Genomic DNA, 12,829 nt, shown 5'->3' on the forward strand with positions numbered 1-12,829 from the left:
CTAATTACTGAAAGTTGTTTAAGAAGAACGAACGCTTGAAAAGCAAGCTAAGTTGCTTTTTAAACAACTTTTCTTTATCACCAATCTATCAAATGAAAGAATAGATTGTTTTTTAGGAGGTAGTATGAAACCGATTGTCCGAAAAAAATCTGATATAAAGCTAGCCATGGTACTACTTTTACCAAGTATTTTCCTTCTATTATTACTAGTTGCTTATCCGATGTTATCTAATATTAAAATAAGTTTTTTTGATCAGCCAATTAACCCTAGATTACCAGCTAAGTTTGTTGGTTTATCTCATTACACAGATGTTATTAAAGATATAGAGTTTTATAAATCTTTAGGTATTACCATTCTATATACAATATTAACTGTAGTTGGTAGTACTGTAGTTGGTCTAGGAGTTGCGTTATTCTTTAATCGACCATTTAAGTTTCGTAAAACTGCTCGATCTTTAATTATCTTATCTTATGTAACGCCATCTATATCATTAGTTTTTGCTTGGAAATATATGTTTAATAACTCATATGGGATTATTAATTATTTAGGTACGGACGTTTTCCATCTATTTAAAACTGCACCATTATGGTTTGATAATCCAGTTAGTAGTTTTATAGTTGTAGTAGTTTTTGCAATTTGGAAGTATTTCCCTTATGCCTTTATTTCGTTTTTAGCAATCTTGCAAACGATTGATAAATCGTTATACGAAGCTGCTGATATTGATGGTGCTTCGCTTTGGCAAAAGTTTAAAGTTGTAACTTTACCTGCGATTATGCCGGTATTACTAACTGTTGTAACATTACGATTTATCTGGATGTTTTACATGTTTACAGATGTTTATTTATTAACAAACAAAGTAAATATTTTAGGTATTTATTTATACGAAACAGCGTTTGCTTTCAATAATTTAGGAAAAGCATCGTCAATTTCAGTAATCTTATTCATCATATTATTCATTGTTATTATCGTATCAAGAAAGAGGGTGAACTTAAATGGCAGCAGTAAGTAGCAAAAGAAACAAAATGATTAAGAAAACTGGTTTCTACGTTGTGCTGATTCTAGTACTAGGAATCATGTTATTTCCATTCTTTATTATGCTAATGACGTCATTAAAAAGTTCAAAAGAAGCAATTGCAACAAATCCGACAATATTGCCACATGAATGGACTTTCCAGCATTATATTGACATTTTTAATCCAACAATTTTCCCATATTTAAACTACTTCAAAAATAGTTTAATTGTTTCAATAATAGCAGCTTCATTATCAGTTGCACTTGGAATATTAGGAGCGTACGCATTATCGAAACTGAAATTTAAAGGAAGAGTCACAATTAATGCTAGTTTTTACACAGTATATATGTTTTCAGGGATTTTACTTGTAGTTCCTTTATTCAAAATAATTTCTGGCTTTGGCTTATATGATACAAAAATGGCATTAATCATTACGATGATTGTGCAAACTCTTCCAACTGCGATTTTTATGTTAAGGAGTTATTTCGATACAATTCCTGAAGATTTAGAAGAAGCGGCAATGATTGATGGTCTTAGTCGATTAAAAATAATCTTCTATATTATTATTCCTTTATCAATATCAGGAATCGTTTCTGTTTTCGTATATGCATTTATGATTGCATGGAATGATTACTTATTTGCATCGATTTTCTTATCAAGTTCAGAAAACTTTACGTTACCAATCGGTTTAAATACTTTATTTAGTACACCAGATTATGTGTGGGGTCGTATGATGGCAGCATCTTTAGTTACTGCATTGCCAGTCGTTATTATGTATGCATTATCCGAGCACTTTATTAAAGGGAACTTAACTGAAGGTGGAGTAAAAGGTTAATTCGAAACAATTTTTTACTGAAAGGAAGAAATAAAATGAAAAAATTAGTAGCAGTTGAACCGAGAGTTGCAGCATTAGTCGAGTACGAAGATCGTCCAGTACAACCAAATGAAGTAAAAATTAAAGTAGAATTCGCATCACCGAAGCATGGTACGGAAGTAGTTGATTTTAGAGGACTTAGCCCATTTATTGATGAGGAGTTCAATGAAGAGTGGAAAATGTTTATGCCACGTGAAGAAGGTTCTGCTCGTGGAATCGTATTTGGTGAATTTCAATTAGGAAATATGGTTGTAGGTAGCATTTGTGAAATTGGCGATGAGGTGACTGAGTATAAATTTGGTGATCAAGTTTGTACTTATGGTCCAATAATGGAAACTGTAATCGTTAATGCTGTAGATAACTATAAATTACGTAAAATGCCAGAAGGTTCTTCATGGAAGAATGCCGTTTATTATGACCCAGCACAATTTGCGATGAGCGGTGTCAGAGACGCAAATGTTAGAGCGGGTGATTATGTAGTAGTTGTCGGTTTAGGTGCGATTGGACAAATTGCAATTCAATTAGCAAAGAAAGCTGGCGCTAGTATTGTAATTGGTATAGATCCAATTAGCCACAGATGTGATATCGCTTTAAAAAATGGAGCTGACTATTGCTTCGATCCAACAGCTTGTGATTTAGGATACGAAATTAAAAAAATAACAAATAAATTAGGTGCAGATTCAATTATTGAAACTAGTGGTGTTTCAAGTGCACTTCAAGCAGCGTTAAGAGGAATTGCATACGGTGGAACAATTTCTTATATTGCATTTGCTAAACCTTTCCCAGAAGGATTTAACCTTGGACGTGAAGCTCACTTTAACAATGCAAAGATTGTATTTTCACGAGGCAGTAGTGAACCGAACCCAGATTATCCTCGTTGGTCACGTAAACGTATCGAAAATACTTGTTGGGAATTATTAATGAACGGGTATTTAAATTGTGAAGATTTAATTGAACCAGTTGTTTCATTTAATGAAGTAGCTGAATCATATATGGAATTTGTTGATCAAAAACCTGAACTAAGTATTAAGATGGGTGTTCAATTTAATAAGTAAAAGAAGAATATTGGGAGTGTTTAGCACTCCCCTCTATTTAGGAGTGAATAAAGATGAAAATTGGAACTCAAAATCAAGCATTTTTCCCAGAAAACATTAAGGATAAATTTAACTATTTAAAAGAAATTGGTTTTGAAGGTTTTGAAATCGATGGTAAATTTTTAGTTGATCATTTAGATGAGGTTAAAGAAGCAATCGCAGAGACTGGTTTACCTGTAACTACAGCTTGCGGTGGTTATTATGGATGGATTGGTGACTTTATTGAAGAGCGTCGATTAAAAGGGTTGGCTGATATTGAAGAAATCTTAAGTGCATTAAAAGAGGTTGGAGGAAAAGGGATTGTCGTTCCAGCAGCATGGGGGATGTTTACATTCCGATTACCACCTATGACATCACCAAGAAGTATAGAGGGAGACCGAAAAGCTGTTACTGAATCACTAAAATTTTTAGATAGAGTAGCAGGTGAAACAGGAACTACAATTTACTTGGAACCATTAAACAGATATCAAGATCATATGATTAATACTTTAAATGATGCACGTAAATATATTGAAGATAATCAGTTTAAAAATGTGAAAATAATTGCTGACTTCTATCACATGAATATTGAAGAAGATGGTATATCAGAAGCACTTCACAATAATCGTGATTTAGTTGAACATATCCACATTGCAGATAATCACCGTTTCCAACCAGGTAGTGGATCATTAGATTTTAAAAAGCACTTTGAGCAATTAAAAAATGATGGCTATGATGGTTATTTAACATTTGAATGTCGTGTTCGTGGAACAAACTTAGAAGATGAATATATTAAGGCATTTCATCATATAAAAGAAGCTTTAAATTGAGAGGAGTAGCATTGTGATTAAGAAGAGAGTAGCTATTATTGGCGGGGGACAAATAGCTGAAAAAGTTCACGTTGCTTACTATAAAACTAGAGAAGATTTAGAAGTTGTTGCAGTAGTTGGTGTAAATGAGGAATCGCTAAGGAGCTTTGCAGAGCGTAATAATATTCCTAACTATTACACTGATGCTACTGAAATGTATGCAAAAGAAAGTCCTGAAATTGTTAGTGTCTGTACTCCAAATAAATATCATTTTGAGAGTGTTATGCAGGCATTAGAAAATAATTGTGATGTTTTTTGTGAAAAACCACCTGCTATCTTAGCTGAAGATGCTAGAAAGATGTATGAAACAGCTTTAGCCAAGGGACGTATACTTGCCTATGATTTTCATCATCGTTTTGCTGACGATGTATCGATTGTAAAAGAAAATATAGAGCAAGGATTATTAGGTGATATTTATTTTGTTAAAGTAAAGGCTTTAAGACGAAATGGCATTCCTGGTTGGGGTAACTTCACTAATAAAGTAATCCAAGGTGGAGGACCACTAATCGACTTAGGAATCCATATGCTTGATACTGCACTTTACGTTTTGGACTATCCAAAAGTTAAAAAAGTAACAGCAAAAATGTTTAAGAAAATTGGTCATAAGAAAGATGAAGGTGCATTTGGTAAATGGGATCCTTCAAAATTTGAAGTAGAAGATTCTTTATTTTCTTATATTGAATTAGAGAATGGATGCTTAATCCAATTAGAAACATCCTTTGCATTGAATATAAAAGAAAAATCAGAAATGAATGTAGAACTTTGTGGAGATCAAGCTGGTGCTTCGATGTTTCCAGCGGAAATCTATACAGATGAAAAAGGAGAGCTTGTAACTCTTTTAAAGAGAGAAGAGGCTGATCCTGACCGTCATTCGAAAAGCATAGCTGCTTTTGTTGATCGTTGCCTAGGGAAGAATGTCATGTTAGCAGATGGAAAACAAGGTTATGCTATCCAACAACTTGTTGAAGCGATCTATCAATCAGCTGAAAAAGGTGAGAGTATATCTTTATGAATGAAGTAAATGTCATTAACGAAAATAAATTTGATTTACAATCTATCAATAAATACGCAACGATTATGGCTTTAGGAAATGGCTATTTAGGTTTACGAGCAAGTCATGAAGAATACTATTCAGAACAAACTCGGGGAATGTACGTAGCAGGAGTTTATAATAAATTCACATCAAATGATGTTACAGAAATCGTAAATTTACCAGATCTAATTGGTATGAAAATTGAAATAAATGGTGAGATTTTTTCTGTCCTTACAGGTGAAATCCTTTCATATGAGCGTATTTTAAATATGCAAAAAGGTGAACTAACAAGAGAAGTCGTATGGAAAAACAAAGATGGTAACCGTTTTTGTCTAAAATTTCAACGATTTGCTTCAAAAGATAATTTACATTTACTTGCATCAAAAATTACTGTGATTAGTTTGGATTGCGATGCATCAGTTAAAATAACAACTGGTATTGATGCACAAACATCTAATTTTGGAAAGCAGCATCTATTAGAGGAAAACATTCGTGTCATCGATAAAAAAGTCATGCATGCTGTCTATAGAACGACTGAAAGTAATCATACAATCGCTTTAGCAACATCATGTAATGTACCTAGTACAAGTGATGTTTCTTTTGTGGCCAAGAACCGTCAACTTATGGCAATCATTAAACAAGATTTAACTGTTGATCAGCCGTTCGAATTAGAAAAAATCAGCGCAATCTATACTTCAATTGATAAGGTAGAAGAGGAGCCTGCACAAGCTAGTATTCAGGCTGTTCAAGATAATAAATCAACTGGTTACGATCGTCTACTAGAAAGTTCAGCTATTAAGTGGAATCATTTTTGGGAACAAAAGCGTGTTTGCATTTCTTCAAAGGAAGAGATTGATCAAATCGCAATCGACTTTTCACTTTACCATATTGAAATAATGACACCATCACATGATGATCGTTTCAGTGTTGGAGCAAAGGGTTTAACTGGTGAAGGCTATAAAGGACATGTATTTTGGGATACAGAAATTTTTATTGCACCTTTTCATTTATTTACTGAACCAGAAGTAGCAAGAAAATTATTAACCTATCGATATCTTCATATAAAAGAAGCAAAAGATAAAGCTACTAAAAATGGTTATGCCGGAGCTCTTTTCCCTTGGGAAAGTGCATACTCTGGAATGGAGGAAACTCCTGAATATGCAGCTATTAATATATTAACTGGTACTCGTCAAAAGGTTGCTTCAGCTATAGCCGAGCATCATATTGTTGCTGATATTGCTTTTGCAGTATGCCAATACTATGAAAATACACTTGATGATGTATTTATGGCAAATGAAGGTTTAGAATTATTAAAAGAAACTGCACGTTTTTGGATTAGTCGTACGACTGATGAAAATGAAGTACTTTCCATTAATGATGTAATTGGACCTGATGAATATACAGAACATATAAACAACAATGCTTACACGAACTATATGGCTTATTATAATGTTCAACAAGCATTATGTTATATGGAAAAATATAATAAAATTGAAGAAGACCTAATAAAGAGCGGAAATGACTTTTTAAATCGACTTTACTTACCACAACCAAACGAAGACAAGATTATTCCACAGGATGATACATTTTTATTAAAACCTGAGATTGATTTATCGATTTATAAACAGACACAAGGTAGCCAGGCAATACTCTTTGATTATTCACGACAAGAAGTAAATGAGATGCAGATTTTAAAACAGGCTGATGTAGTTATGCTACTTTATCTATTCCCAAATTTATTTGATGAAGATGTAGTCAAAAAGAATTTGCATTATTATGAGGAGCATACAATTCATGATTCATCACTTAGTAAAGCGATTCATGCTATTGTTGCTGCAAGATGTGGAGAAAAAGAAAATGCTTATCGACTTTTCCAAGAAGCTTGCTTAATTGATCTAGGGCCTAATCCGAAGTCTTCAGATGAAGGAATTCATGCAGCATCACTAGGTGCAAATTGGTTAGCAACAATCTTTGGTTTTGCAAACATAACGGTGGATGCAAATAAGTTAAAGATTAATCCAAACTTACCTAAAAATTGGGACAAACTTTTTTTCCCGTTCCATTGGCAAGGTACAAATCTTAAGATTTCAATTACGCACGAATCTATAACGGTGACTAAACAAACTGATGCAGAAGTTGCGATTGAAATTAATGGAGAATTATTTAACTTAACAGATCAAATTATCGCTTCACTTTAAGGAGGAAAAATGAAAATTGTAATATTACCTGATTCCTTTAAAGAAAGCTTGGATGCAACGAATGTAGCTAATGCCATTCATAAAGGCTTTCATTCCGTATTCCCAAATGCAGAGTATCATTTATTACCATTAGCCGACGGAGGGGAGGGCACTGTTCAAGCTTTAATCGCATCAAATGGTGGAGATGTAGAAACCATTAATGTAACAGGCCCTCTTAGTGAAACTGTTCAAGCTAAAATTGCATTTTCAAAGGATAATAAAACGGCATTTATAGAAATGGCTGAAGCTTGTGGTTTGCATCTTGTACCGCTTGAAAAACGTGATCCCTTGCAAACTACTTCCTTTGGTGTTGGCGAATTAATTCTTCATGCTATTGAGCGTGGAGCTTCAGAGCTTATTGTTGGTGTTGGAGGTAGCTCAACAAATGATGGTGGGATTGGGATGGCTCAAGCGCTAGGTTACCAATTCTTTGATCAAAACGGTAGGGAAATTGAATGCAATGGTGAGGCATTGCTAAAAGTAGCTTCAATGTCTGATAAAAACAAGTCACCACGATTAGATCAAGTAAAAATCACTATAGCGGCAGATGTTGTTAATCCATTGATTGGTAGAAATGGAGCAACATATATATTTGGACCACAGAAAGGGCTTTCTGCGGATCAATTAGCTACAATGGATGAAGCAATGGGAAATTTCTATCAGATTACTGATCTTTATCTAAATAAGTCCGTCTCAGAGATCCCTGGTAGTGGAGCTGGTGGAGGCATGGGTGCAGGCTTAATGCTATTCGCAAATGCTTCAATAAAAAAAGGGATTGAACTGGTTCTTGATCAATTAAATGTTAAAGAAGTTTGTAAGGATGCTGACATTGTAATTGTAGGAGAAGGCAGAATTGATGGACAAACAATTTATGGTAAAGCACCTATTGGGGCGGCTGCTTGTGCCCCAGCTAATGCGAAAGTAATTGCAATTTGTGGAAGTATTGGCGATGGAATCGAGGAATTGTATAAACACGGAATCGATGCTATTTTTCCTACAATTCCTGCAATCTTACCGATTGAAGATATTATGAAAAACGCATTTGAAAACATTGAAAGAACTGCAAGAAATATTGCTGTATTGTTAAAATAATTGAAAATAAAAAAGCAGAAAAACCTTGTCTGAGTTTTTCTGCTTTTTTTATTCGATTGTTCTTCTATTAATAAATGCGAGGAGCGGTTCTTCTAGAGTTTGAACAGATCTATTCATCCAAATTAAATTTAGATTCTAGATATGATTTCCCCACTAATTGCTCCTACAAGTACAATAACCCATGGTGGTAATTTCATAATTACTAACATACTAAATAACATCGCTACGATTAGAAAGTCAGCAATCGAAAAAACAGAACTTATCCATATTGGATTAAAAAAAGCTGAAATTAAGATCCCAACTACTGCTGCGTTTACGCCTAATAAAGCTCTCCTTAATTTTGAACTACGACGCATACTAGACCAAAATGGGAGAGTACCTATAATAAGTAGGAAAGCAGGTAAAAAGATGGCAATCGTTGCAATTAAACCTCCTCGCCAGCCCAACATTGCAGTTCCTAAATAGGATGCAAACGTAAATAATGGTCCTGGTACTGCCTGCGTTACACCATATCCAGCCAAAAATGTTTCTTTGTTTATCCATCCTGTAGGAACAAACTCACGTTCAAGTAAAGGAAGAACAACATGGCCACCCCCAAATACCATTGATCCTGCTCTGTAAAAACTGTCAAATATAGATATCCATTTTGACGCTGTAAATGAACTAATTAAGGGTAATAAAACTAATAATATAAAAAATATAGCCAAACAAATGATTGAAACTTTTTTTGATATATTCGTAACTAATGTAGTTTTATCACTATTTTCATTATCTTGATATAGAAAAAATCCGCAAATTGAAGAAATTGAAATGACAGCAATTTGAGTGAATGTCGTTTGCCATATTAGTGTGGCGATCATTGCAAACAAAGCAAGAGCTTTCCTTTTTAAATCAGGCGTCAAGTTCTTTACCATACCTAAAATAGCCTGTGCAACAATAGGTACTGCAACCAGTTTTAGTCCATGGATCCAACCGGAATTTTTTATATCCAAGTCTTGTAGTAATAATGCAAATAACACAAGTACAATGACTGATGGTAATGTAAATCCAATAAATGAGACAATGCCTCCTAAGACACCTGCACGTATTACCCCAATACCAATGCCAACCTGACTGCTTGCCGGTCCAGGTAAAAATTGTGACAAAGCGACTAGGTCAGCATAGTTTTGATCGTCAATCCACTTTTTCCTTTTTACATATTCTGCACGAAAATAACCTAAATGAGCGATTGGTCCACCAAAAGAAGTTAAACCCAGTTTAGTAGAAACAATAAGTATTTCTAACAAAAGAGATAACTTATTATTTTTATGATTAGAATTCATATTTTCCTCCAACAACTGATACATAAAAACAGTATAGTTTGAATCAAAATCTAAACCAATCTCTTTTCATGTGAATTTACAAAAGATTAACAATCAAAGCTATTCAAGTGATAATATCTGATAAACTACATATAAACAGATTAAGTCTAGGAGGTATATAGATGGAAAGAATTGATATACAGACATATATAGAAAATTATCCAACCCTAAAAAAACTGATGAACTTAGAGGAATATCTTTGGTTGAACCCAAATTTTGAGACGTTTCAAAAAGCAATGAAACTGTCACCACTTACTCAAGATGATGTAAACGATGCGGATGAGCGATTAAAAAGGTTTGCACCATATATTTCAAAGGTTTTTCCAGAAACAAAAGATACAAACGGCATTATTGAATCTCCTTTAGTACAAATTCCTTCTATGAAACAATCGTTAGAGAAAAATTTCCAACAAACTATATTAGGAGAATTATTTTTAAAATGTGATAGCCATTTGCCAATATCAGGATCAATTAAAGCAAGAGGTGGCATTTATGAAATATTAAAGCATGCTGAAAGCCTAGCTATAAAGCATCATCTATTAAAGATTGAAGATGATTACTCAAAAATAGATAGTGATATTTTTAGAGAATTTTTCTCCAACTACTCAATTGCTGTAGGGTCCACTGGTAATTTAGGTATGAGCATTGGCATTATTAGTGCTAAGTTAGGTTTTAGAGTAACCGTACATATGTCAGCGGATGCAAAGCAATGGAAAAAAGATTTACTTAGAAGTAAAAATGTAAATGTTATTGAATACGAGGCGGATTATAGTAAGGCAGTAGAAGAAGGACGAATTCAAGCAGAAGCAGATCCTAATTGTTATTTTGTAGATGATGAAAATTCAAATGATTTATTTTTAGGATATGCAGTAGCAGCTTCACGTTTCAAAAAGCAATTTGAAGAATTAGACATTACAATAGATGAAAATAATCCATTATTTGTTTATTTACCTTGCGGAGTTGGAGGAGGACCAGGTGGTGTCGCATTTGGTCTGAAACTATTATTTAAAGATAATGTTCATTTCTTTTTTGCTGAGCCAACTCATTCTCCTTGTATGTTGATTGGATTAATGACAGGTCTTCACGATCAAGTTTCTGTACAAGATTTTGGCATTGATAATAAAACGGATGCAGATGGCCTAGCTGTAGGGAGACCATCTGGTTTTGTAGGAAAAATCATCGAGCCTTTTTTAAGCGGTAGCTACACAATAAGTGATGAAAAACTATACACCATGTTAAAAGAGTTAGTTGATACTGAGGATCTTTATTTAGAACCGTCGGCACTAGCTGGTATGATTGGTCCAATTAAATTATTTAAAGAAGGCAAAGATTATTTACTAAAAAATAATTTATCGAAAAAAATGGAAAAAAGTACCCATGTCATTTGGGCTACAGGTGGTAGTATGGTCCCAGAAAAAATGATGAAAGAGTACTATCAAAAAGGGTCTCTTTTTAAATAAAATAGATAGTGTAAAATTTTACTAATATTTTAAAAGTGAAAAAATTCTTTTAATACAGAATAATATGACATATATTTGTATATGTAAATAAGTTTTCTATTTAGATTTTGACGCAAGATATTTTCTAATTGGTTCTGTTTTAAAACTGATAAATTACTTTAAAAAAGCCATTCCGTCATGAGCGGACTGGCTTCAGTGCATTTTGTATAATACCCTATTGGGTATTGGAATACTCGGTTTTATCTTAATTATCTAAACAGAGCTTCCGATTAAAAAGCACACAACATTTTCTCATTAGGAGCGATAAAATTGAATTTAGAAAAGTATTTTTCACAATTTAGAAAAGAGATTATTGGAAATGAAAAAACATTCTTATCGCCATTTGGTGAAAAGAACATTATTTATTTGGATTGGGCTGCAAGTGGTAGGTTATATGGACCAGTTGAAGAAAAATTACTTTCAACTTTTGGGCCGTATGTTGCAAATACGCATACTGAATCAAATATTACTGGAAGCACGATGACGAATTGTTATCATGAAGCATTACAGATTATAAAAGAGCATGTTAATGCAAGCGCTTCCGACACAATCATTACGGATGGATCAGGTATGACTGGAGTTATGAATAAATTTCAACGCATTTTAGGCCTAAAAATACATGAAAATTTCCACTTCCGTTTAAGTATACCTGAGGAAGAAAGACCAGTTGTTTTTATAACAAGTATGGAGCATCATAGCAATCATACTTCGTGGTTGGAAACGATTTGTGATGTAGAAGTTGTACCTAATTGTACTAATAATGTAATCGATTTAAACTATTTAAGAAATCGACTTGAGTTTTATAAAAATAAACGAAAATTAATTGGATCTTTCAGTGCTTGTTCTAATGTATCTGGATTAATTACACCTTATCATAAGCTAGCTAGACTAATGCATGAATATAATGGCGTTTGTTTTGTGGATTTCTCAGCTTCTGCGCCGTATGTTGACATTGATATGCATCCTAGTGATCCGATGGAAAAACTAGATGCCATTCTGTTTTCTCCACACAAATTTTTAGGAGGACCTGGTAGTAGTGGAGTTTTGATATTTGACTCTACAATGTATCAAAATAAAATCCCTGATCATCCAGGCGGAGGAACTGTTGAATGGACAAATCCATGGGGGGAGAAAAAATACATTAACAATATTCGTGAAAGAGAAGATGGCGGTACTCCAGGATTTCTGCAAACAATTAGAACAGCTCTTGCAATTAAAGTAAAAAATGCAATGGGTACAGCGAATATATTAAATCGTGAAGAAGAATTGGCACACATCGTATTAGATGAGCTTCGTACAATTGAAAATGTAGTCTTACTTGAAGATTCAAGTAATCCACGATTAGGTTTTTATTCTTTTTATTTAAAAGATATTCATCATAATTTAGTAGTTAGATTGTTAAATGACCGTTACGGTATTCAAGTACGAGGTGGTTGTTCATGTGCGGGTACTTATGGACATATGCTACTGAATATTACAAGAGAAATGTCTAAAGCAATTACAGATGAAATCGATAATGGCAATATTAGCGTAAAGCCTGGTTGGATTCGCATGAGTGTCCATCCAACGACTACGAATGAAGAAGTAGTCATATTCACTAATGCTTTAAAAGATATAATTCAAAACATTGGCGAATGGTCTAATGATTATCTTTATTTAAAAGAGAAAAATGACTTTATTCATAAAGACGAAGCAGTTATGGAAGTAGGTACTTATTTTGAGATGGGGATGACTGTAAAATCTTAAAATTTCAAGGTAACGCTTGAAAAACAATCTTGT

Annotated in this window: 10 protein-coding genes; 9 read left to right on the top strand and 1 reads right to left on the bottom strand. The window is 33.6% G+C overall.

Annotation, left to right across the window (positions count from 1 at the left end; translation table 11 throughout):
* Window positions 1-124 precede the first annotated feature (124 nt).
* Genes BED47_RS07845 through BED47_RS07875 form a run of 7 tightly spaced genes read left to right on the top strand, consistent with a single transcriptional unit; the run spans window position 125 to window position 8,190 of the window.
* Window positions 125-1,009 (top strand): carbohydrate ABC transporter permease, encoded by an 885-nt coding sequence (locus tag BED47_RS07845; RefSeq protein ID WP_069033185.1) that lies wholly within the window; start codon window positions 125-127, stop codon window positions 1,007-1,009.
* Window positions 993-1,847 carry a carbohydrate ABC transporter permease gene (locus BED47_RS07850; RefSeq protein WP_069033186.1) on the top strand — a complete coding sequence of 285 codons (855 nt, stop codon included), beginning with the start codon at window positions 993-995 and terminating at the stop codon, window positions 1,845-1,847. Before BED47_RS07845 ends, BED47_RS07850 begins: the two co-directional genes overlap by 17 nt.
* 35 nt (window positions 1,848-1,882) lie before the next feature.
* The gene (locus BED47_RS07855; RefSeq protein WP_069033187.1) at window positions 1,883-2,941 is read left to right on the top strand and encodes a zinc-dependent alcohol dehydrogenase; all 1,059 of its coding nucleotides are present in this window, start codon (window positions 1,883-1,885) and stop codon (window positions 2,939-2,941) included.
* Between the two features lie 53 nt (window positions 2,942-2,994).
* Window positions 2,995-3,789, top strand: coding sequence for a sugar phosphate isomerase/epimerase family protein (locus tag BED47_RS07860; RefSeq protein ID WP_069033188.1), 795 nt, complete (start codon window positions 2,995-2,997; stop codon window positions 3,787-3,789).
* Window positions 3,790-3,805: 16 nt separating this feature from the next.
* Window positions 3,806-4,840 (top strand): Gfo/Idh/MocA family protein, encoded by a 1,035-nt coding sequence (locus tag BED47_RS07865; RefSeq protein WP_069033246.1) that lies wholly within the window; start codon window positions 3,806-3,808, stop codon window positions 4,838-4,840.
* Entirely contained in the window at window positions 4,837-7,059 is a 2,223-nt protein-coding gene (locus BED47_RS07870; protein WP_069033189.1) for a glycoside hydrolase family 65 protein, read from the top strand. Before BED47_RS07865 ends, BED47_RS07870 begins: the two co-directional genes overlap by 4 nt.
* A 9-nt stretch (window positions 7,060-7,068) precedes the next feature.
* Window positions 7,069-8,190: a glycerate kinase gene (locus BED47_RS07875; RefSeq protein WP_069033190.1), complete on the top strand. Its 1,122-nt coding sequence runs from the start codon at window positions 7,069-7,071 to the stop codon at window positions 8,188-8,190.
* 128 nt (window positions 8,191-8,318) lie between these two features.
* Here BED47_RS07875 and BED47_RS07880 read toward each other — a convergent pair whose 3' ends face one another.
* Window positions 8,319-9,512 carry a chromate transporter gene (locus BED47_RS07880; RefSeq protein WP_069033191.1) on the bottom strand — a complete coding sequence of 398 codons (1,194 nt, stop codon included), beginning with the start codon at window positions 9,510-9,512 and terminating at the stop codon, window positions 8,319-8,321.
* A 161-nt stretch (window positions 9,513-9,673) separates the two neighbouring features.
* Between BED47_RS07880 and BED47_RS07885 the strand changes: the two genes are divergently transcribed.
* Together BED47_RS07885 and BED47_RS07890 are read left to right on the top strand one after the other, a co-directional pair.
* Window positions 9,674-11,011 carry a D-serine ammonia-lyase gene (locus BED47_RS07885; protein ID WP_069033192.1) on the top strand — a complete coding sequence of 446 codons (1,338 nt, stop codon included), beginning with the start codon at window positions 9,674-9,676 and terminating at the stop codon, window positions 11,009-11,011.
* Window positions 11,012-11,320: 309 nt separating this feature from the next.
* Window positions 11,321-12,796, top strand: a complete 1,476-nt coding sequence (locus BED47_RS07890; RefSeq protein WP_084006825.1) for an aminotransferase class V-fold PLP-dependent enzyme — start codon at window positions 11,321-11,323, stop codon at window positions 12,794-12,796.
* The last annotated feature ends 33 nt before the right edge of the window (window positions 12,797-12,829 follow it).

This window comes from Gottfriedia luciferensis, assembly GCF_001712755.1.
In the GTDB taxonomy this organism is placed as follows: Bacteria; Bacillota; Bacilli; order Bacillales; family Bacillaceae_G; genus Gottfriedia; species Gottfriedia luciferensis_B.